Origin of the sequence: Candidatus Oscillochloris fontis, from assembly GCF_004138135.1 — a bacterium.
GTDB lineage: Bacteria > Chloroflexota > Chloroflexia > Chloroflexales > Chloroflexaceae > Oscillochloris > Oscillochloris fontis.
Genome location: NZ_RYFD01000001.1, coordinates 119,839 through 141,310, shown reverse-complemented (window position 1 = coordinate 141,310; position 21,472 = coordinate 119,839). Strand labels below are relative to the sequence as shown.

The following is a 21,472-nucleotide window of genomic DNA, read 5'->3' as shown; positions in this document are numbered from 1 at the left end:
GTTACAGCATCTCTATCTCATACCCACCAATCGGTGCATCTGGACGAGTACGTTCGATAAAGCGGATCACCGCCTCTAGCTGGCCATGGGCATAGCTCTGGTCGGTACTCACACAGGCGATGCCCAACTCGGCGCTCTGCCAGATGTCGTGATCGCCCACTTCGGCAATCGAGACATTAAACTCGTTGCGTACCCGTGCCAAGAGCGATTTGACCACCTGGCGCTTCTCTTTGAGCGAATGGGCGGCGAAGATATGCAGGGTGAGTGTGCAAACCCCAATAACCATAGGTGTAGAAGAAGAGGTTAATTCAGATTGCCTAATCCTACTGACGGCGGCAAAATAGCTAATTCACTCATCAGTTCACTGCCCAAACTCCGCAGTCGGGCGATCAACTCCATCTCCAACCAGCGCTGCTTCTGTACATACGAAACCTGACACCGATCAGCGAGGTAGTAGGCCAGAGCTTCAGGAGCCACGGGCAGATCTTCGGCCTCGACCGGTGCGCCCGATGCCACCGAGACGGCCTGCCAATAGCGCCGATAGACAGCGCGGAGTTCTCTAGCCGCTACATCCACCTGCGCGCCACTCTCTTCTGCGAGCGGCATCACCATTCCCACCATATAGGGGGCACGTTGGATAATGTATTGGAGGTGGAAGCGCTGCATACCAATCGCATTGATCAGATAGCGTCCATCCTCCAAGCGGACATGTGCATTGATCTGAGCAATTGTACCGATACTCGCCGTCTCGGCGGGAAGCGCCAACGGGCGATCTTCACTGACCTCATCTCCCGCACGTAGATAGACGACCCCAAAGGGTACATCTTCCACAATGCACTTCCCAATCATCGTGCGGTAACGCTCTTCAAAGATGTGCAGATTGAGCGTGCTACCAGGGAAGAGAACCGTCCCTAGTGGAAAGAGCGGGAGTTGCTGGATCATAGTTTTGTGGCTACTCCTCGTGCCATGTGCAGGTGATGACGCTCGCTTCGGCTGGCCCGAAGTGTAAATCAATCATAAAATTGACCTCAGGGCTGGTAAAGAGTTGCATGGCTGTCGAATGATCGAAGGGACAGGGTAAGCCCTCGATCATCAACAGCAGATGGCCAACCCGCAGTTCAAGCAATTCGGGGCGCAGATCGACGCCACTCGATCCAATCGCAGCTAACAGCGTACCCCAATCGGGCATGTTCCGCATACATGCCGCACGCACCGCCGTTGATTGGGCCACCACATCACACACTTTGCGCGCCACCTCTTCGTTGGGCGCACCGCGCACCGTCACCTCAATCACCTTACCGCCGGTAGAGGCATCACGCACAATCTGTTGCGCCAGATCATTGCAGAGATGGTTGAGCGCCTCCTGCCATGCCGCAAACTCACGCGAGGTGGCATCGGTGATCATCGGCCCTTCGGCGGCACCATTGGCCAGGATCATGACCGTATCGTTGGGGCTACAATCACCATCCAGGTTGAGCCGATTGAAGCTGTGGTTGACACTCTGATTGAGCGATTGGGCCAATAGACGCTGGTCAATCGAAACATCGGTGGTCATCAGACAGAGCATCGTGCCCAGGCGCGGATGGATCATGCGCGTGCCTTTGGCCATGCCCGCGAGGGTAACCCGATGACCCTCAGCGAGTTGCACCCGGTAGACCCGCTCCTTGGGCCGAACATCGGTAGTGAGAATAGCCACGGCGGCACGCCGCCCGCCTCCACTATCCAACTCGCTCACCGCACGCCGAATACCATCGCGCATCTTGACCATCGGCAGCGGCAGCCCAATGATCCCGGTAGACATGAGCATGACGCCATCACGCTGGATCTCCAACTCATCGGCAAGCAGCTTGGCACACTCGACCGCGTCCGTCAACCCCGACTGCCCCGTCCCAGCATTGGCATGCCCGGAGTTGATCATGACCGCCCGAATCGCCTCACGATTACGCGAGAGGATCGCCTGACTCAGATAGACCGGCGCAGCCCGCGTGACACTGCTGGTAAACATGGCTGCCACCTTACACGGGTGGAGCGAGTAGACAAGTGCAAGGTCGCGGGCCTTGCTGCCATCCTTCAGTCCACAGGAGACACCTGTGGCTCGAAAGCCGTGCGGGCTTGAGATATGGCCGTCTTCAAAAATGGTATAGCTCATTGTGGTTGCAGATTGCAGATGCTCACTCCTTGGTTGGGTGTACCAAACAGCGACCATCTCCCATCACCAGATGCGGCACACAAAGCCTTTGAGATACTCACTCTCCGGAAAGGTCAAGAGTATGGGATGATCGGGCGACTGAGCGAGTCGCTCGATAATCTGGGCATCACGACGGGCATCAACCGATGCACCAAAGACAATCTTCTGGAACAGATCGGTCGAGACGAGGCCGGAACAACTGAAGGTGGCGAGGATACCACCCGGACGGAGCAGTTGCATAGCCAGCAGGTTAATATCCTTATAGCCACGCGCCGCACGATCAATATGGGCTTGGCTATGCGCAAACTTGGGTGGATCAAGGATGATCACATCAAAGCGGCGCTGTTGCTCGCGGTAGGTACGCAACACCTTAAAGACATCACCCTCGACAAACTCGGCGGGGGTTTCAAGCTCGTTGAGCACCAGATGTTGGCGTGCGAGATCGAGTGCGGCGGGGCTGGTATCAATCAGGGTGAGGTGGTTCGCACCAGCACGGGCGGCATAGAGCGAGAAGCCACCACTGTAGGTGAAGCAGTCGAGCACCTCGGCTCCGGCACAATACGCGGCGACATGCGCCCGGTTGAGCGCCTGATCGAGGTAGGAGCCAGTCTTCTGGCCAGTTTGCAGATCAACCAGAAAACGGGGCGGATCAACACCAATCGGGCGCAACACGAGTTGGTTGGGTGGCGCTTGGCCCCACAACACCCCTTCGGCGGGTGGCAAGCCCTCCTTCTCGCGCATCTCGACATCACTGCGCTCGAAGATCCCCAGCGGGTTGAGCAGTTCGACCAGCGAACGCACCAGTGCCTCGCGACGTAACTCCATCCCCTGGGTAAGAATCTGCACACTCAGGTAGTGCCCGTAGCGATCAACAATCAGGCCGGGCAAGCCATCCGCCTCGCTAAAGACGAGGCGGCACGCACACTCCGGGTCGTTCAGCAGATGACGCCGCCCCGCCAGAGCGCGGGCGACCCGATCATGGAGCCACTCGGCATCCAGATCGCGGTTGGGGTCCCACGTACAGAGCCGCACACGGATCTGCGAACGGCCACTCCACAACCCACGCGCTAACCAATCGCCCGATGCGGCAAGGACATCAACCGGCTCACCATCCAGTGGATCACCGCGCACAGCCGCAATTGCCCCCGAGAAGATCCAGGGATGGTGTTGAATGACGGGCCGTTCTTTGCCGGGACGCAGGGTGATGGTTGCCATAAGCCGTTCTCGCTCGCCTATGAAGAAACACTGTAACACAGCGTTGTAGTAGGGTCAAGCATAGAATCTATCTATACACAGGGTATGTGCAAAGTCACCTCCGGTGGGGGTTCGGGGTCGGCTGCGCCGCCCCCGCAGAATTTTTTTGTGGTGTTTTGGCGGCTTCGCCGCCAAAACACCACAAAAAATGGGGCTTGGGGTGCAGCCCCAACAACTTTGCCCATGCTTTGATCCATTATACCCACTATGGCAACCCTACGACATCGCCGTCCACCTGCACTAAGCCATCACGTACCAAGCCCTGCACCAAATCGCGCAGCCACGCCTCATCATCGGCGCGGTAGTCGGGTTTGAGGAGTGGCCCCAGGTGGCTCAGGCTCAAGTGGGGATGCTGGCGGAGGGCGTCAATGATCCGCCCGCGCAGCCAGCGCCGTGAACCGTGGTACGCCTCGCGTTTGCCCTCGGCCACCCGGCGCAGCGGGCGTGGCAGGCTGGGGCTGCCCGTTGCCGCAGCGGCACAACACACGCGCTGGATGGGGCAGCGCCCACATGCCGGGGTGGTGGCGCTACAGATCAAAGCCCCTAGCTCCATCAACGCCTGGTTCCAGGCCCAGCCCTGGCCATTGGGGAGCAGCGCCGCACTCAGATCGAGCAACGCACGGTCATGGGGTGGTGGATCGTTACTGTCGGGGCCGACCAGCGCCCGCCGCAAGACGCGGCGGATGTTGGTGTCCATAAAGACCACATCCTGCTCAAAGGCAAAACAGGCGATAGCTCCAGCGGTGTAGGGGCCAACCCCCGGTAAGCCGCGTAGCGCCTCCACGCTCTGCGGGAACTCCCCGCCATACTGCGTCTGCACCACCTGGACCGCCCGTTGCAGATTGACCGCCCGCCGGTTGTAGCCCAGCCCCGCCCAGGAGCGGATCACCTCCGCAGTGGGGGCGCTCGCCAGCGCGGCCACGTTGGGAAAGGCGGCCAAGAAGGCGTGATATTTGGGCAGCACCCGATCCACCTGGGTCTGCTGGAGCATCACCTCGGCGACGAGGATCGGGTAGGGATCGCGGCTGCGCCGCCAGGGCAGATCGCGGGCGTGTTGGGCAAACCAGGCCAGAAGGAGATTGGCGAGCATGGAACTAGTTACACTTCCCCTAGCATCCAGGTTTTGACGCAAAGACGCCAAGGCGCAAAGCCTTCAAGATATGCTCCAATCAAAATCTTTGCGTCAAGAGGTGCTTCAATCCCCCGACTTGGCCGTGCTCTGGTTCTCGCGGCGCGCCTCGATTACATCGGGGATGCGGTTGAGCTTGTCGAGCAGCGTCGAGAGCTGGCTAATAGACTGGATCGTGCATGTGACATGCAACACCGCCCGCCCGACCCGCCGCGTGCTACCCTGCTCAACCCGCTCGATATTCACCCCCGCATCGGCGATCACCATCGAGACATCGCGCCACAAACCGACCCGATCCCACGACTCGACCCGTACCGGCACCGAGTAGCCACGCGGTTGCTGACCACCCCAGGTGACATCAATCAGCCGCGCCCGGTCACGTTCATTGACGATGGTACGACAATCGGCGCGATGTACCGTAACCCCACGCCCACGGGTGACGTAGCCAACAATCGGCTCGCCGACCACCGGGCTACAACACTTAGCCAGCCGGTTATGCACTGCACCCACGCCAATCACCTGGATGCCACTCGATGAAATGGGAGCGGGAGCGTGGTGAGTCGTAGCGAGTTCGAGGTGGGAAGGCTCTTCGGGGTGCGATTCGACCTGTAGGGCGAGGGCTTTTTGGGCCACCGTGCGGGCTGAAATGTCACCCGCACCAATCAGGGCAAAGAGATCATCAACCGAGCGTGCGTTGGTCTGCTCTACCAGTTGCTCAAAACTGACCGTACTCAGCCCCAGGCGCTTCAACTCCTTCTCGATCATATCGCGCCCACCAGCGATATTCTCCTCACGTTCCGCACGCCGGAAGAAGCGCTTGATATGATCACGGGCACCGAGCGTCTTCACAAACCCCAGCCAATCGCGGCTCGGCCCACGCCCGGCCTTGGTCGTCATCACCTCGACAATCTCGCCATTACGCAAGTGGTAGTCGAGCGGGACGATCCGCCCATTTACTTTGGCCCCAATACACTTATTACCAACTTCGGAGTGGATGCGGTAGGCAAAGTCTACAGGGGTGGAGCCTTCGGGGAGATCAATAATCTTGCCTTTGGGGGTGAAGATGTAGACCTGTTCTTCGAGTTCGGTCTTGAAGCTCTCAACAAACTCACGCGCATCGGTCAGTTCAATCCGCCAGGAGATAAGCTCACGCAGCCACTTGATCTTCGCCTCATAGTTCTGGTCGCTGCTGCGGGTAAAACCCTCTTTATAGCGCCAGTGAGCCGCGATACCATGCTCGGCAATATGGTGCATCTCCTCGGTACGGATCTGAACCTCACAGGGAGTGCCACCTGGAACCAGAACAGTGGTGTGGAGTGACTGGTAGGAACTCTCTTTAGGAACCGCGATATAGTCATCAAACTCGGAGAGTACGGGGGTCCAGAGCATATGCACGACCCCTAGGACGCGGTAACAGATGCCAACCGCCCGTTCTGGATCGCGCTCTTGGATAATCACCCGTACCGCAAGTTGGTCATAGATCCGTTCGAGGGGCAAGCCCTTGCGATCCATCTTGCGCCAGATCGAGTAGATATGTTTGGGTCGCCCGGAGACCTGAGCGGAGATACCCTCTTTATCGAGGGCTTCATTCAGGCGTTTGATCACGCGCTGGATGATGCGCTCACGAGCCTCTTTCCGCAGGGTCAACCCCTGGGCGATCTCCTGGTAACGCTCGGCATTCATGGCCTTAAAGGCCAGATCCTCCAACTCAGACTTCACCTGCCACATTCCCAAACGGTGGGCGAGCGGGGCATAGATGTCGAGTGTCTCACGGGCGACGCGCTTCTGCTTATGGGGCGGCGTTGCGCCAAGGGTACGCATATTATGCAGGCGGTCGGCGAGCTTAATCAGGATCACACGCGGATCATCAGCCGTCGCGATAATCAGCTTGCGGTAGGAACCGGCCTGAAGTTCCTCTTTGGTCTTATTTTCGAGGCCCGACAGTTTGGTAACGCCATCCACCAAGTGCGCAATACAGCCATTAAACTGGCTGCGCACCAGATCGAGTTGCACCCCGGTATCCTCAACCACATCATGCAGTAGCGCAGCGGCGATAGATTCAGCATCTAGGCGCAGTTCAAGCAAGATCGAAGCCACCGCGACCGGGTGATCAATATAGGCTTCACCACTCTGGCGATACTGCCCGGCGTGGGCAATCAGCGCCAAAGCGTAGGCGCGCCGGATCAGATCCGCATCGCCACTCGGAAGATACTGGTGCATCTGACCAATGATCGCCTCGACCGTCGGTGACGTGAGTGCAGCCACATAGGTACGGCGTACACCATCTGCCGTCGCATCAGGATTCTCTTTTTCGCGCAGATGTTGGGCGAAGGTCTCGATAATCGGATGCTGGAGCAGGGGGCTGAGGGAGATGATCGGCTCGGTATCGGGCGGGCGGCGTGATGAAGACGCGGGGGATGAAGGGGCCGGATGCCCAGGAAAACGAGGAAGATCCTCATAGCCGCTCATCGCAGCGGTAGCAGTCGAGTCGTCCATTGCCATGTCCTCAGCTGAAGTGGTCGATCTAGCGGGGAAGGCAGGTGGCGGACGGGGGAGCAATTGCCACCTGACACCCATCGCGAGTGTAAATACACATGGCCTGAGAAGCAAAAGGGCTGGCGTTGAACGCCAGTCCGCGCCACTCGTGTGGTCATCCGCGACCATCGCGTATGTGGTTCTTGTGGTGGTATGTAGGATAGCACCCCCCAAAATCCTTGTCAAGGAAAGGAGAACCCAACGCTTTGTGTAGTCTCACAAACAAAACCCAAGATTATGTTATGATGTAGGCATCGGCACTGCGGGGAAGCATACTATCTACACGTATCCGCATACTCCGCACTGAGAGTACTGCTCTAAGGAAGCACGCCCATGATTCAAAAGGAAGATCTGGTCATCCGGGTGGCTGGCGAGTCGGGTGACGGAAGCAGCGCGACGGGCGAAATGCTCGCGCAGGCCGCCGCACGGTCGGGGTTGCAAGTCTTCACCTTTCGTACCACCCCGGCGGAGATCAAGGGTGGCCCGGTGATGTTCCAGGTACGCGCCTCGAACAACCCGGTTCGCACGATGGGGGATGATGTTGATGTCCTCTTTGCCTTTAATCAAGAGGCGTGGCGGCTGCATCACCAAGCATTGGCCGCGAAATCGGTCCTTTTGTACGATCCTGATGAGTGTACACCCCCTGAGAACTACACCGGAATTGCCTATGCGGTGCCGATTGGGAAGATCGCCAATGAGGCGGGCAATCGGCGCGGCAAGAACGTGGTGGCACTGGGTGTTGTGGCGGGTATGTTCGGCCTGGGATTGAATAAGCTCGAAGATATTGTGCATGCCAAACTGGGCAAGAAGGCCGAGTTTCTCGAATCCAACCTGGCCGCACTGCGCGCCGGTATCGCCTATGCGAAGAGTATCGAGCGCACCGATGCACTCTGGATCGAGTCCGAGGGTGAACGCCACCGTTATGTGATGACCGGCAGCCAAGCGATTGTCGCCGGGGCTATGCATGCCGGGATCGAGTTCTTCGGTGGCTATCCGATTACCCCCGCTTCCGAGATCATGGAGGGGGTGGCCAGCGCGATGATGCAGACCGGTGGTGCCTACCTTCAGGCTGAAGATGAGATCGCCTCGGTGATGGCCTGTATCGGGGCTTCCTATGCGGGCCGCAAGGCGATGACCGCCACCTCCGGGCCGGGGTTGGCGCTGATGAGTGAGGCGCTTGGCTTCGCGAGTATGACCGAGATCCCGCTGGTGGTGGTGGATGCGCAGCGCGGCGGGCCTTCAACCGGCCTCCCCACCAAAACCGAGCAGTCCGATCTGAATATCTCGGTCTATGGTGGCCACGGCGATTCGCCCCGGATTGTGCTCGCTCCGGCATCGGTGGAGGAGTGTTTCCAACTCACCGTCGCGGGGGTCAATCTGGCCGAGGAGTATCAGTCGCCGGTGCTCGTGCTCTCCGACTACTCGCTCTCCTACCGTACCGAGACAGTAGACCCCTTCGATCTCTCCCAGTACCCCCAAGTCAACCGCCTGCGCCCAGAGGGCGATCTGGAGCCGAAGCAGTACAAGCGCTTTGCCAAGACGGATAACTACATCTCGCCGATGGCTGCGCCGGGGATGCTGAACGCCAACTATACCGCCACCGGCTTGGAGCACAACGAGTTTGGTAGCCCGGCCTCAACCCCAGAGGCCCACACGACGATGAGCAAGAAGCGCTGGGAGAAGTTGGCCCCGCTCAAGGCCAGCCGCGCCTATGTGCAGCGTTTCGGCAGCCCCAAGGCCAAGGTGGGGATCATCTGCTGGGGTACCACCGCCGGTGCCTGCCGGGGTGCGCTGCGGGTTGCCCATAAGGCTGGTCACGATCTAGCCGTGCTGCAACTCCAGATGGTCTGGCCGCTGCCGGTTGATGCCATCCGCGAGTTTACGCAGGATGTCGAGATCGTGCTGGTACCGGAAGTCAATTACCAGGGCCAACTAGCTAAACTCATCCAGGCTGAACTGTGTATCCCGGTTGAGAGCTATACCCAGTATAACTCGTTGCCCTTTGCCCGCAATACTATTTTGCGCAAGGTGTACGAGTTGATGGGAGTTGAAGAGCCGGTACTCCACTAAGTTGCTATGTTGCCGGTGCGCGCTGCGTGGATCGGCAATACGGAGATATGGTTACTGCTATGACTGCTATCCTCGATCCCAATGTGATCGTGCGCAAGCCCGCTGATTACAAGACCGATATTAAGCCGATCTGGTGCCCCGGCTGTGGTGACTACGCGGTGTTGGCTGCGATTCAGCAGTCACTCGCGGCACTTCAGATCGATCCCAAGGATCTGGCGATTGCCTCCGGCATTGGCTGTAGCTCGCGCCTGCCGGTCTTCCTGCGCTCCTATGGCCTGCACACCGTCCACGGGCGCGCCCTGCCGGCGGCCCAGGGCATCAAGTTGGCACGCCCCGACCTGACGGTGCTGGCGGTCGGTGGTGATGGCGATTTCTTTAGCATCGGCGCGGGCCACCTGCCGCACGCCTTCCGCCGCGACATCAATATCACCTGTATCGTGATGGATAACGAGATCTATGGCCTCACCAAGGGCCAGACTTCGCCCACCACGCCCTATGGCCATATCACCAAGTCTACGCCTATGGGCAACCAAGCTCAGCCGATGCGCCCGTTGGGCTTGGCGATCTCCAGTGGAGCCTCGTTCGTCGCACGCGGCTTCTCTAGCAACCCCAAGCAACTCGCCGAGTTGATCCGCAAGGGGATGGAGCATCAGGGCTTCAGTTTTATCCACGTCCTCAGCCCGTGTGTGAGCTATTTCGATACCTACCAGATCTTTAAGGATCAGGTCTACCAGATCCCCGACGACCACAATCCGCAGGATAGAGTCGCCGCGATGCGCTACGCCCTAGAGACCGAGCGCATGCCGCTGGGCCTCTTCTATCAGGGGCAACCAACCTCCATGCCGATGCCCTCCGGGGCGAAGCCGTTTGATACGCAGGCACATCTGGAACGCTACCTCGCGTAGCTTCGTAGCCCGCAAACCTTACCGACGAGACGGCCCGCATGGGCCGTCTCTTATGTAGTCATTCACCATGTCATCTCTTTGCCCAATATGACAAATTTTTCATATCTCGGAGTGGTCTTAGTACGTATGCAAGACTTTATAGCGCAAAAATCTAGTACCACTGGGCTATAGTGGTACCCTCATAAAAGACGTATAACAATTATGGCGGCGAAGATGACAAAATGTTTAAGAACATCCTCCACTACACCCCAGCCCTAGTCCTCTAGGAGATGCACATGCAAGGCTCCCATCGTCCACAGTCGATTCTACGGATCACCACCCTCAGCAGCCTGATCTTCGGTCTCATCCTCACACTACTTCCCAGCTTTACCAACTCTTCCAATATCGTCTCGGCTGCATCCGCTTGTCCTACCAACCAGTCCCATCTCGTTACCTTCCAAGGTGGTCGCTGGTTCCTCTCTGGGGTCAATGTACCCTGGCAGAGTGGTGGTTATGGTGCCGATTTCGGCACGGTTGAGGAGTGGGGACAGCATACCTACTCAACTGAAAGGACGCGCCAGATGTTTGCGGCCCTCCAGGCCAACGGCATCAACACGGTGCGTTGGTGGGTCTTCGCAGATGGCCGTGGTGCCCCTGAATTCGCCTCTACCTCAGGTGGAGCGGTGACGGGCCTCGATGCCAATACATTACCCAGTATGGCCGATGCAATTAAATTGGCCCAGGAATACAATATTCGGATCGTCTTTAATCTGTGGAGCTTCGATATGCTCCTGCCCGACTCCAACGGCTATACCCGTGGAGAGCATGCGAGTGGGCATACCGACCTGATCGTTAATGCGACGAAGCGCGCCTCGTTCATCAATAAGGCGCTACTGCCGATGTTGGCCTACCCGGTACCCGGCACCAGCTATACCATCGGGACACATCCCAATGTCATGGGTTGGGATATCTTCAATGAGCCGGAGTTTGGTATCAGCGACTTGGGCGCAGTTGATCCCCAGATCAGCTCACCCGTCACTCTGGCCCAGATGCAGCGTTTCATCGCCGAGATCTCCGGCGCGATCCATCGCAATTCCAACCAGTTGACCACGGTGGGCAGTGCGGCGATGCGTTGGAATAGTGATGTCTCACTTGGTGCCACCGGCAATGTCTGGAAGGATTCGGCGCTCACCCCCTATGATGCCAAGGGCTACCTGGACTTCTATCAGATCCATTACTATGGCTGGATGAATGGTGATGGAGTCTATTGGAGCTATTCGCCAACCCTGATTGATTGGGCCACCGCAGGCTTCGATAAGCCGACGGTGATCGGAGAGTTCCCGGCCAATGCGGGCGATACGGGGTATAACCCGGCGGGCCTGCTAGAGAAGTTGCATAGCAACTGCTATGGCGGAGCTTGGGCCTGGAGCTACGAGAATGTGGATGACGCAGGTGGTTGGAATGATATTGCCACCGCCTTCAAAGCCTTCAACACGACCTACGCTCGTGAGGTGAATATCACTACGGGTGGCAGTACGCCGACGACCACTCCGGTGCCGCCAACCGCTACCCCGGTATCGCCGACGACCACCGCCGTGCCGCCGACGACCACCCCGGTGCCACCAACCGCCACTCCGGTGCCACCAACCGCTACTCCGGTGCCTGCAACATCCTCGGTTATCTACGCCGATAGCCTCGCAACCGGATGGGCCAACTGGTCGTGGGATAGCTCAGTCAATCTGCGTTCTACCGCCAAGAAGAAGGTTGGTACACACTCCATCTCCGTCACCTACAAACGTGCATGGGCCGGGTTCTACGTACACACCGATCAGGCGCTAAGTACCCAGGGCTATACCAAGGTGCGCTTCTGGGCACATGGTGCCGGAGGTAAGCAGAAACTTAACCTCTGGGTGCGCAGTGCTGATGGAACGACCAGCGCAACGTTCGCCTTGCCAACGCTGACCAACAGTTGGGTACAGATCGAGGTTCCGCTGAGCCAGTTGGGCAACCCAGCCAACCTGAGTGATCTGGTGATCCAGGATGCTGCGGGGCGAGTACAGTCGGTCTTCTACATCGATCAGATCGAGTTGGTACCGTAACTCTTTAGTGGGGCGGCTTGGCGGCTTGGCCGCCAAAAAACAACAAAAACCCGCGTATGGGGCGCAGCTCCATACGCGGGGGGGCGGGGGCCGCAGGCTCCCGGAAAAACCCCACGGGTTGGGGTGGTGGTTGGCGGCTGAGCCGCCAACCACCACCCCAACCCGTTCTTGACATCCTTTTGTTGACTCGGCTACAATCCGCACGGTATTGCCTCGTACCAAAATCATGAAAGCGACCGTACCATGAAAGTTCCTTTGAGTTGGTTGCGTGAATTTGTTGCGATCACCATGCCGGTGGAGGAGTTGGCTCAGCGCCTCACCCTGAGTGGCATGGAGGTGGTTGATATTCGCTCCATTGGTCTGGAGGGCAGCGAACTGCCCTGGGACCCGGAGAAGATCGTGGTGGGCAACATCCTTGAGGTGAAGCCGCATCCCAATGCCGAGCGCCTAGTGCTGGCCGATGTGGATTATGGGGCTGCCGAGCCGCATACGGTTGTCACCGGGGCACCCAACCTCTTCCCCTACCGGGGCCAGGGGCCGCTCAGCCATCCGCTCAAGGCGGTCTATGCCAAAGAGGGTTCGCGGCTCTATGATGGCCACGCTGAGGGCTGGGTGATCACGACCCTCAAGGGCCGCCCGGTGCGCGGGGTGATGAGTGACGCCATGCTCTGCTCCGAGAAGGAGTTGGGGATCTCCGAGGAGCATGATGGGATCATCATCCTCGAAGATGATGCGCCGGTGGGTGTGCCGTTGCGCGATTTCTTGGGTGAGGTGGTGCTCGAACTCGACTTCACCCCCAACTATGCGCGCTGTCTCTCGATTGTGGGTATGGCCCGCGAGGTGGCGGCGATCACCGGGGCTGAACTGACCCTGCCCGATCCGCAGGTGGTGGCTGTGGGTGCGCCGCTGGAGGGCCGCGCTGGGGTGGAGATTGTCGAGCCTGCGCTCTGCCCGCGTTTCACCTTGGGCCTGATCGAGGGGGTACAGGTTGGCCCTTCGCCCCAGTGGATGCAGCGCCGCTTGACCTATGCCGGCATGCGCCCGATCAGCAATATCGTGGACATCTCTAATTATGTCATGCTGGAGTGGGGCCAACCGACCCACGCCTTCGACTATGCCAAGGTGCAGAGCGGTCAGTTGATTGTGCGCAGCGCCCAACCCGGTGAGCACCTGCTGACCCTGGATGGTAAGGAGCGTTCGCTGACCCCAGGGGCCGAGAGTGGCCTGAGCCATACCCCGCTGATGGTGTGTGATGCCAGTGGCCCGCTGGCGGTGGCGGGGGTGATGGGTGGCGAGAGTAGTGAGGTGAGTGAGAGTACGTCCGCCGTGCTGCTAGAAGCCGCGATCTGGGAACCCGTACAGATCCGTAAGACGGCGCGCGGCCTCAAGTTGCCCAGTGAGGCTTCGCGGCGTTTTGAGCGCGGCGTGGACTACAACCTGCCGCTGCTGGCCCTCCGCCGCGCCCTTGAACTGATGCGCCTCTACGCGGGTGGTACAGTGGCCCAGGGCTTTGTGGATGCCTACCCGCGCCCCTGGCAGACGATCAGCCTCGATCTGGCCCCCACCGAGGTGGCACGTATCGTCGGGATTCATCTCACCGCCCGCGAGATCGCCGACATCCTCATGCGTCTTGGGTTCACTTGCGAACTCTATGGTGGCAGTGGCCTGGGTGACTTCGCTACTTATGTGCATGAGCCAACCGTGCGCGTGACGGTGCCCTCGTTCCGCTTGGATGTCGAGATCCTGGCCGATCTCTGCGAGGAGGTGGCGCGGATCTATGGCTATGACCGCATCCCTGAGATGCGGCTGGCTGATGCGTTGCCGATCTCCGAGGATCATAAGGAATTGCGCCTCGAACATAAGGTGCGCGATGTGATGGTTGGGTGTGGCCTAGATGAACTGATCACCCACTCGCTGATTGCGATGCCGCTGGTGACCAACGTGCAGCCTGGTGCGGCTCAGGCCGAGCAGTATGTGAAGTTGGCTAACCCCAACACCCCCGAACGCACCTACATGCGTCGTTCGCTGCTACCCTCGTTGGGCGAGGCGCTGAGCAACAACCTGCGTGAGCGCGAGCGGGTGGCGGTCTTTGAGGTGGGTCGAGTCTATCTGAAGCCGGAGCAGATGGGCGAAGCAGAGGGTTGGCTCCCCGCCGAACCGCGCCGCCTGGGCATTGCCCTGGCTGGCCCGCGTGAGGCGGAGGGCTGGCAGGCCACGCAGCGTGAGCCGATGGGCTTCTACGACCTCAAGGGGGTGGTGGAGGTGTTGGTGGAGCGGCTGGGCCTGAGCGAGCGGGTGCGCTACGCGCCACTGACGGATGATGAGCGTTTCCATCCGGGCCGTTCAGCCGTACTCGTGTTGGAGACCAAGGCCGACAAGAAGAGTAAGACCTCCGCAAGCACGCAGGTGGTGGGCGTGTTGGGTGAACTGCACCCGGCGGTACGCGAGCGCTTGGAGATCAGCCTGACCCGCGCCGCCATGGCCGAGATCGAGTTGGATGTGCTCTTTGCGGCTAGCGACAAAGCCCACTTCAGTTCGATCTCGCGCTTCCCGGCGATTGTGCAGGATCTCTCGATCACCGCCCCGGTCGAGGTTGCCGAAGCCACCGTTGCGGCACTCATCCGGCGCGGTGCAGGCGATCTGCTCGAATCACTCACCCTCTTCGATGTCTACAGCGGGCCACAGGTGGGCGAGGGCAAGCGCAGCCTCACCTACCACCTCGCCTTCCGCGCCAGCGACCGCACCCTCACCGACGATGCGTTGGTGAAGGTGCGCAAGAAGATTATCGGTGGCTTGGAGCGTGAGATCGGGGCGACGATTCGCGGGTAGGGTAGCGACGCAATATCTTGCGTCGGGTAGGTAGAGATGCAAGATGTTGCGTCGGGTAGGTAGAGACGCAATATCTTGCGTCTCTACATCTCCGGGTGTGGAGACGCAATATCTTGCGTCTCTACGGTGGCCCATCGCGCAACCATGGCGGCCCGCCGCCCCCCTGCTGGGTGCCACGTGGGTTGGCGACGCTGGGTGCGGTGGCCTGGAGCGAACGGATATAGCGCACCAGCGCCGTGATCTCCACACTCGTCAGCCGGTCGCCAAAGGCGGGCATGCCCGTATTGGCGCGGTGCCCCCCTTCGATGATCGTCTGCTCAATCGCAGCATCATCTTTGCGGCTGAGGAACTGCTGACTGTTGATCGCTGGCCCAACCCCGCCCGATCCGTTCTCGCCGTGACAGGTGGTGCAGGTGGTGGTGAAGAGCCGCTCGCCCAGCGCCAAGACTGCCTCGGCGTCACCGAGATCGATCTGTTCAATCGTGGGGGCGCTCAGCGCAATTCCGGCAGCTTCGACCTGATCCCAGTGCCGCAGGAACTCAGCAAGCGCACTGATCTCCTCTGGTTGCAGCGCCTTGTTCCACGCCGCCATCATCGTTCCCGGCACGCCCTCAGTGATGGTGCGCGTGATCGTTGCTGCGTCCTGGCTGCGTAGCTCTGGGGTGTTCAGCGCCACCGCGAGGCTGCTTCCCTCTCCCGTCGCCCCGTGGCAAGTGGTACAGTTCTGGGCATACAGGTTCAGCCCGTTGGCCCAGATACTGCCTTCTGGCCCCAGCGCACTGATCGCCGCGATCTGCTCGGCGGCCACTTCGGGTGCCGCCAGACTGACCGGGATCATCCCCTGTTGCGCGGCCAGCTCGCGCACCTGCGGCCACTCGCCATAGCGCAACAGCGCCACCAACTGGTCAATCTCATAGGTGGTGAGCATGCCACCCTCATCCACATGCCAGCCGGTCATCGCGGTAGCATAGCGCCCGCGTGCTATCGTCTTGAAGAGCGTGTCGTAATCCATGCCGCGCACCCCCTCATTATCGAGCGGCGGCGTGGCCCCAATCCCCTCACCCGTCGCCCCGTGGCAGGTGGCGCAATATTGCACATAGACCACCGAGGCATCGGTGATCGCCACCTGGCGCAGATCGGCCTGCGCGGTCTGCATACGTTGTTCTTCACGCGCCGTATAGATCGCCAGCGCGGTTATGAGTACCAGCAGCGCGGTAAAACCGGCAATAAGCGGGTAGCGCATCGCATATTTCCCCTCTTAGACATACAACAACTGCTCTGGCGCAATCTGATCACGCGGAATCGCCTTCGCGGTATCCACCACCAACACCCCGTCGCGCACAGAGATCGGGTAGGTATCGAGCGGACGCGGCGCGGGCGGGTTCTGCACATCGCCCTGGAGGTCGAAGTGCGAACCGTGGCACGGGCAGGCAAACTGGTTCTGGCTGGCCTCCCAACTCACCGCACAGCCCAGATGGGTGCAGCGCCGCGAAACGGCCAGGAAGCCGCCATCGCTGGTACGCGCCAGAAAGAAGCGCCCATCGGGGAACTCCGTGACCGAAGCGGGGGGGAAACTATCAGCCAGCCCCGCCTCGACTAGCCCGCCAAACTCGCCCTCCACCCGGCGCGGGCCGAGGAACTGGAGCGTCATGCCACCCATCTGGAGCAGGCCGAGCAAGCCCACGGCACTCATCCCCAAGGTAAGAAAGTCGCGGCGGGACATGGTTGTATCGTGTGTCATAGAAATTCTCCCCTACCATGGCCAGATCAAAGCCATATTCTCGCCCCGGAACCAGATCCCCACGGCGGTTAACACCAACAACGCCACCCACACAAAGCTGAAGAGCCCCACTAGCGCCTCACTGTGGCGGGCGCGCAGGCCACTGCGCAACCCGGCATAGATCGCCGCCAACCCGGCCAGCGTCAGTAGCAGCGGGAGCAACCCGTTCGAGACCAGCGTCGGTAACGGGGCGAGCAGGGTCGGCAGATCGAGCCAATACTCATCCACGAGCACCAGCAGCGGGGTGAAGAGCACGGCCCAGAGAGCGCCGATCAACCCGGCCAGACGCCCGGTTGGCGAACGGAAATAGATCCCCTCATCGGCGGCATCACGATCCCAGAGTGGCAGCACCGCTAACCCCAGCCCACCGATCAGACTCACGAGCAGCGCTGCCAGCGGGTGCATGTGCAGCAACAACTCCTGCACCCCCAGGAAGTACCAGGCGGCCTTAGCCGGATTGGGTGGATGCGCAGGGTTGGCCAGGTCTTCAAGCGGGGCCGGCACCAGCATCGCAAAGATGACGAGGCCCGCGAGCGTGATCAGCGCCACCCCCAGTTCAATATGCACCAGATGCGGAATGGTGGTGAGGCGCGGCGCAGGCGTAGATTCGGCGGGCAACGTGACGCCACCATCCTTACGCACACGCCAGAAGTGGTACGAGAGGCCAAAGATCAGCACCACTGGCAACAGTGCCACATGCAGGGCGTAGAAGTTGCGCAACGCCGGTTGGGCCACCTCTGGCCCGCCCAGGAGGAAGTCGCTAATCGGCTGGCCGAGCAGCGGCACATAGGTAAGCAACCCCGTACCAACCGTAATCGCCCAGAAGGCCAGTTGATCCCAGGGCAACAGGTAGCCGGTAAAGTTGAAGACCAACACCAGCAGCAACAGGCCAAGCCCCACCAGCCAATTCATGCGCCGTTCAGCCCGGAAGCCCCCGGCGGCAAAGACGCGCACCAAGTGGAGTACTGCCGTGATCACCAGCAGATTACCGGCCCAGTGGTGAATGGCGCGCAGCAGCGACCCGAAGGGCACCACCGTCTCCAATGCCTGCACCGAGCTATAGGCGCGCTCAACACTCGCGTCGTAGCGGAACATGAGCAGCACCCCACTCACCACCAACACCATGGTGAGCAGCGCCGAGATCCCCCCCAACCCCCAGGTACGCGGAAAGCGCAGCGCCCCCGCCGAGACACGCGGCGGATGTAGGTGTAAGATGAGACTATTCGCCACCGCCCGCATGCGATGACGATCCTCCGGCGGCGGGCCATTCCGGTAGAGAAGGCGGGAAAACCAAGCCATAGTGATCGCTCCTGCGGTATGGTGAGGGTAGAGACACAAGATTTTGTGTCTCATGGCGAGACACAAGATTTTGTGTCTCATGGCGAGACACAAGATTTTGTGTCTCATGGCGAGACACAAGATTTTGTGTCTCTATCACCATACCAACCAATGTTGGAGATCTTGTGGAGAGATCTTGGAGGCTATGGGCGAAAAATCTCACCCACAGGGGTGTAACTTTCTGGTTACTGTGTGCATTATATTAGTTGGTAATGATTCATAGTCCCCTGCGATATATACCGTTTATGAGCATGGTGCATTGGCACAAGGAGTACCCCTATGGCCCGCGTTGTCATCATTGGAGCCGGCTTCGCCGGCCATACCGCGGCGCTCTACCTCAACGCAAAACTAGGTAAAGAACACCAAGTCACGGTCGTCAACCGCTACGACTACTTCGGCTTCGTCCCTTCGTGGGTCTGGGTTGGTGTAGGCCGTATGCACCCCAAACACACCACCATCCCGCTCAAGTCGGTCTATGACAAGCGTGGGATCGGGTTTGTTCACGGTTCCGTCACCGAAATCCATCCCGACGAAAACTACGTCAGCGTCAGCCGCCAGGGGCGCGGAGGGATCGAGCGGCTCGACTATGATTACCTGCTGATCGCCACCGGCCCCAAGCTTAACTTCGAGGCCACGCCGGGGCTAGGGCCACACGGTGGCTACAGCACCTCGATCTGTACCCTCGATCACACCCTGGAGGCACGGGAATCCTACCTAGAGCATGTGCGCCGCATGCAGAAGGGTGAGCGCTTCCGCTTTGTGATCGGTACCGGCCACCCCGCTGCGACCTGCCAGGGTGCGGCGTTGGAGTATATCGCCAACATCCATAAGGATCTGGTCAAGCGCAAACTGCGCGACCGTGCCGATCTGGTCTATCTCTCCAATGAGCCAGAACTGGGCGACTTTGGTGTGGGTGGGCTGTATGGGCGCTTCCGGGGCCGTATGATGACCAGCGAAGAGTTTATCAGCGCAGTCTACAAGCACTACGGCATCACCTCATTCGTCCAGCGCGGTGTCCACAAGGTAGACGCGAAGAAGATCTACTGGGAAGATTATGATGGCAAGTATGGCGAGACGAGCTACGACTTCTCGATGCTCATCCCGCAGTTTACCGGCCAGCCGATGAAGTATATCGGACGCAACGGTGAGGATGTCTCCGAGAAGGTGGTGATGCCCAACGGCCTGATCAAGGTGGATGCGATCTACGGGCTAGACTACGAGACGCTCTGCAAGCGCCCGGAGGCGTGGCCCGCCACCTACCAGAACCCTAGCTATGCCAACATCTTCGCGGCGGGCATCTCCTTCGCCCCGCCGGGGCCAATCTCCAAACCCCACATCACCCCCAATGGCACCTCGATCAGTGCGGCACCGCCGCGCACCGGCATGATCGCCGGGGTGATCGGGCGGCTCACCGCCCTCAACATCGCCGATCTGATCAACGGTGGCACGCTACAGCACCGCGAACGCATGACCGAGATGTTCGCCGCATGTGTGGCCTCCATGGGCGACTCGCTCTGGGACGGTGAGGCGGCCGCGATCTTTATGTATCCGGTTGTCCCCGACTATAACCACTACCCCAATAGCAAGGGCCGTGACCCCAATATCACCCACATGGAGATGGGGACGAGTGGTGCGTGGATGAAGCGTATGGTTCACGAGACCTTTATGCACAAGTTCCGGGGCCGTCCGGGCTGGCAGATTATTCCCGAATAGGAGGTACGACGATGCAGATCACCGATAAGGATCGCTTCTGGATGAACTTTAAGCCCTACCAGTTGTGGCGCTTTATTGTCTTGAATATCAAGATTTTGAAGGCAATCAGCCACAGTAAGCGGGCGTAGAGTCTGTTTTGTAGTCGTTGTGGCGGCTTCGCCGCCACAACGACTACATCCCCAACAACCGTTCCACCTCTTGGGTTATCACCGCCTCCGACATCGCCCCGTGATGCACCGCACGTACTACCCCTTGGCGATCAATAAAGAAACTCGCTGGCAGACCGTTGGCACGGTAGGCGGTATGCACGCGCCCATCATCCAACAGGGGCGCGAAACTCAAGCCACGTACCCGGAAGAAGTCGCTCACATCCGCCGGTTGGGCGTTGGCGGTTACCGCGAGTACCGTAAATCCTTGTGGCTGGTAGGTGGCGTAGGCCGCCTGAATCGCTGGCATCTCGGCGCGGCATGGTGGGCACCACGTGGCCCAGAAATTGACCAACACCACCTGGCCGCGCAGATCGGCGAGGTTGATCGTGCGGCCATCCGGTGTGCTCAGGCTGAAGGTGGGGGCGAGTTTACCCACCTCTGGCGCGACCTCCGCCGTCACATTCGCGACACTCGTGTTGGCGGCGGGGCGCACCATGAGTGCCGTTACCAGCCCGACTACCCCAAAAATGACGAGCGCCGGAAGCATCCATACCGGCAGTTTTTGCGACCCGCGCTTCACAGAGCGACCACGGTTGGGGCGACGATCAGAGGAGTGTGAGGGCTGCATATGACCACCTTGGGTTCAAAACATATTCTGGCTGCCTCTTAGATGCGTCTCTGTGACCATGGGTTACGATCTTCCCATACTTGGTTGTCTCGTGATAACCCGTCTATCATAGACGTTAACCCGCTTGCTTGTTGCTATCACCTAGAATATTGGTATCATGGTGCGAGTTTGTGGCTGCACATAGGGAAGACATGTATGGCTAAGATCAATTCAAGCCCCCATAGTGCCCGTGACCTCCACATGCCCGAATTCCGCGAATGTCCATCCTCCCAGAGCGGAAAGGTTGATGTGGGTGCGCGATTGCGTACTCTGCGTGAAGGGCGGCAACTCTCCATCCGGGCGCTCGCTGAAGCGAGTGGCCTGGCAGTCAATACGCTCAGCCTGATCGAAAATGGTAAGACCTCACCAAGTGTTAGCACGCTCCAGCAGGTAGCGGTTGCCCTTAGTGTACCGATTACCTCGTTCTTTGAACCCGATAGCCCGCGCAGTCGGGTCGTCTTTATGCCCGCGAACCAACGAACCGCAACCGGTCTACCCCATGGGATTCTCAGCGATCTAGGGGCGGGATTAGCCCAGCGTAGTATCGAACCCCTGTTGATCACGCTTGATCCTGGTGCTGGCAGCGGTTCCCAATCCATTGTCCATCCGGGCCAGGAGTTTGTCTTCTGCCTTGAGGGGCGGATTCAATATACGGTTGATGGCCAGATCTACCAGTTGGGGCCAGGTGATAGCCTGATTTTTGAATCGACCCTCCCCCATGGCTGGGAGAATATCGAATCAACTCCCGCGCAAGCTTTATTGGTGCTCTGTCCGTAACCACGTAGGGGCGAAGCATCGCCCACGCGCCCAAATCAGTGTTCCCCAGTCTATAGTGGA

16 protein-coding genes are annotated in these 21,472 nt (G+C 59.6%); 6 read left to right on the top strand and 10 right to left on the bottom strand.

The features are described from left to right. Position 1 precedes the first annotated feature (1 nt). The 6 genes from EKD03_RS00570 to EKD03_RS00545 all read right to left on the bottom strand — a co-directional run bounded on the left by EKD03_RS00570 (position 2) and on the right by EKD03_RS00545 (position 7,067). Positions 2-286: a DUF503 domain-containing protein gene (locus tag EKD03_RS00570; protein WP_006563541.1), complete on the bottom strand. Its 285-nt coding sequence runs from the start codon at positions 284-286 to the stop codon at positions 2-4. Between the two features lie 17 nt (positions 287-303). Next, positions 304-942 (bottom strand): LON peptidase substrate-binding domain-containing protein, encoded by a 639-nt coding sequence (locus EKD03_RS00565; RefSeq protein ID WP_129626213.1) that lies wholly within the window; start codon positions 940-942, stop codon positions 304-306. A gap of 10 nt (positions 943-952) precedes the next feature. Further along, positions 953-2,149, bottom strand: coding sequence for a bifunctional glutamate N-acetyltransferase/amino-acid acetyltransferase ArgJ (gene argJ / locus EKD03_RS00560; protein WP_129626211.1), 1,197 nt, complete (start codon positions 2,147-2,149; stop codon positions 953-955). Positions 2,150-2,212: 63 nt separating this feature from the next. After that, a complete protein-coding gene (locus EKD03_RS00555; RefSeq protein ID WP_129626209.1) occupies positions 2,213-3,403 on the bottom strand; it encodes a class I SAM-dependent rRNA methyltransferase in 1,191 nt (396 codons plus the stop codon). 244 nt (positions 3,404-3,647) lie between these two features. Next, complete coding sequence (locus EKD03_RS00550) at positions 3,648-4,532, bottom strand: HhH-GPD family protein (RefSeq protein WP_129626207.1); 885 nt, start codon at positions 4,530-4,532, stop codon at positions 3,648-3,650. A gap of 105 nt (positions 4,533-4,637) precedes the next feature. Continuing rightward, complete coding sequence (locus EKD03_RS00545; RefSeq protein WP_129626205.1) at positions 4,638-7,067, bottom strand: RelA/SpoT family protein; 2,430 nt, start codon at positions 7,065-7,067, stop codon at positions 4,638-4,640. Positions 7,068-7,439: 372 nt separating this feature from the next. On the opposite strand from EKD03_RS00545, the gene EKD03_RS00540 reads away from it, so the two are divergent. The 4 genes from EKD03_RS00540 to pheT all read left to right on the top strand — a co-directional run bounded on the left by EKD03_RS00540 (position 7,440) and on the right by pheT (position 14,988). Next, on the top strand, positions 7,440-9,176 hold the full coding sequence (locus EKD03_RS00540) for a 2-oxoacid:acceptor oxidoreductase subunit alpha (protein WP_129626203.1): 1,737 nt from the start codon (positions 7,440-7,442) through the stop codon (positions 9,174-9,176). 59 nt (positions 9,177-9,235) lie between these two features. Then, positions 9,236-10,081: a 2-oxoacid:ferredoxin oxidoreductase subunit beta gene (locus tag EKD03_RS00535; protein WP_129626201.1), complete on the top strand. Its 846-nt coding sequence runs from the start codon at positions 9,236-9,238 to the stop codon at positions 10,079-10,081. Positions 10,082-10,356: 275 nt separating this feature from the next. After that, entirely contained in the window at positions 10,357-12,159 is a 1,803-nt protein-coding gene (locus tag EKD03_RS18655; protein WP_194085933.1) for a glycoside hydrolase 5 family protein, read from the top strand. A 243-nt stretch (positions 12,160-12,402) separates the two neighbouring features. Continuing rightward, the gene (pheT, locus tag EKD03_RS00520) at positions 12,403-14,988 is read left to right on the top strand and encodes a phenylalanine--tRNA ligase subunit beta (RefSeq protein ID WP_129626199.1); all 2,586 of its coding nucleotides are present in this window, start codon (positions 12,403-12,405) and stop codon (positions 14,986-14,988) included. 121 nt (positions 14,989-15,109) lie between these two features. On the opposite strand, the gene EKD03_RS00515 is transcribed toward pheT, so the two are convergent. The 3 genes from EKD03_RS00515 to EKD03_RS00505 are packed head-to-tail and all read right to left on the bottom strand — an operon-like array spanning position 15,110 to position 18,067. Next, complete coding sequence (locus tag EKD03_RS00515) at positions 15,110-16,231, bottom strand: c-type cytochrome (protein WP_129626197.1); 1,122 nt, start codon at positions 16,229-16,231, stop codon at positions 15,110-15,112. A 15-nt stretch (positions 16,232-16,246) separates the two neighbouring features. Then, positions 16,247-16,729: a QcrA and Rieske domain-containing protein gene (locus EKD03_RS00510; protein ID WP_129626195.1), complete on the bottom strand. Its 483-nt coding sequence runs from the start codon at positions 16,727-16,729 to the stop codon at positions 16,247-16,249. A 12-nt stretch (positions 16,730-16,741) separates the two neighbouring features. Then, complete coding sequence (locus EKD03_RS00505) at positions 16,742-18,067, bottom strand: cytochrome b N-terminal domain-containing protein (protein ID WP_161569142.1); 1,326 nt, start codon at positions 18,065-18,067, stop codon at positions 16,742-16,744. 318 nt (positions 18,068-18,385) lie between these two features. Here EKD03_RS00505 and EKD03_RS00500 point away from each other — a divergent pair, with 318 nt between their 5' ends. Continuing rightward, entirely contained in the window at positions 18,386-19,819 is a 1,434-nt protein-coding gene (locus tag EKD03_RS00500; protein WP_129626191.1) for an NAD(P)/FAD-dependent oxidoreductase, read from the top strand. A 171-nt stretch (positions 19,820-19,990) separates the two neighbouring features. On the opposite strand, the gene EKD03_RS00495 is transcribed toward EKD03_RS00500, so the two are convergent. Further along, positions 19,991-20,596, bottom strand: a complete 606-nt coding sequence (locus tag EKD03_RS00495; RefSeq protein WP_129626189.1) for a TlpA family protein disulfide reductase — start codon at positions 20,594-20,596, stop codon at positions 19,991-19,993. Positions 20,597-20,791: 195 nt separating this feature from the next. Here EKD03_RS00495 and EKD03_RS00490 point away from each other — a divergent pair, with 195 nt between their 5' ends. Continuing rightward, positions 20,792-21,412, top strand: a complete 621-nt coding sequence (locus EKD03_RS00490) for a cupin domain-containing protein (protein WP_129626187.1) — start codon at positions 20,792-20,794, stop codon at positions 21,410-21,412. The last annotated feature ends 60 nt before the right edge of the window (positions 21,413-21,472 follow it).

Coding starts and splice junctions, on each gene's coding strand:
- EKD03_RS00570 (WP_006563541.1), bottom strand. CDS start 286: ATGGTTATTGGGGTTTGCACACTCACCCTGCATATCTTCGCCGCCCAT.
- EKD03_RS00565 (WP_129626213.1), bottom strand. CDS start 942: ATGATCCAGCAACTCCCGCTCTTTCCACTAGGGACGGTTCTCTTCCCT.
- argJ (WP_129626211.1), bottom strand. CDS start 2,149: ATGAGCTATACCATTTTTGAAGACGGCCATATCTCAAGCCCGCACGGC.
- EKD03_RS00555 (WP_129626209.1), bottom strand. CDS start 3,403: ATGGCAACCATCACCCTGCGTCCCGGCAAAGAACGGCCCGTCATTCAA.
- EKD03_RS00550 (WP_129626207.1), bottom strand. CDS start 4,532: ATGCTCGCCAATCTCCTTCTGGCCTGGTTTGCCCAACACGCCCGCGAT.
- EKD03_RS00545 (WP_129626205.1), bottom strand. CDS start 7,067: ATGGACGACTCGACTGCTACCGCTGCGATGAGCGGCTATGAGGATCTT.
- EKD03_RS00540 (WP_129626203.1), top strand. CDS start 7,440: ATGATTCAAAAGGAAGATCTGGTCATCCGGGTGGCTGGCGAGTCGGGT.
- EKD03_RS00535 (WP_129626201.1), top strand. CDS start 9,236: ATGACTGCTATCCTCGATCCCAATGTGATCGTGCGCAAGCCCGCTGAT.
- EKD03_RS18655 (WP_194085933.1), top strand. CDS start 10,357: ATGCAAGGCTCCCATCGTCCACAGTCGATTCTACGGATCACCACCCTC.
- pheT (WP_129626199.1), top strand. CDS start 12,403: ATGAAAGTTCCTTTGAGTTGGTTGCGTGAATTTGTTGCGATCACCATG.
- EKD03_RS00515 (WP_129626197.1), bottom strand. CDS start 16,231: ATGCGCTACCCGCTTATTGCCGGTTTTACCGCGCTGCTGGTACTCATA.
- EKD03_RS00510 (WP_129626195.1), bottom strand. CDS start 16,729: ATGACACACGATACAACCATGTCCCGCCGCGACTTTCTTACCTTGGGG.
- EKD03_RS00505 (WP_161569142.1), bottom strand. CDS start 18,067: ATGGCTTGGTTTTCCCGCCTTCTCTACCGGAATGGCCCGCCGCCGGAG.
- EKD03_RS00500 (WP_129626191.1), top strand. CDS start 18,386: ATGGCCCGCGTTGTCATCATTGGAGCCGGCTTCGCCGGCCATACCGCG.
- EKD03_RS00495 (WP_129626189.1), bottom strand. CDS start 20,596: ATGCAGCCCTCACACTCCTCTGATCGTCGCCCCAACCGTGGTCGCTCT.
- EKD03_RS00490 (WP_129626187.1), top strand. CDS start 20,792: ATGGCTAAGATCAATTCAAGCCCCCATAGTGCCCGTGACCTCCACATG.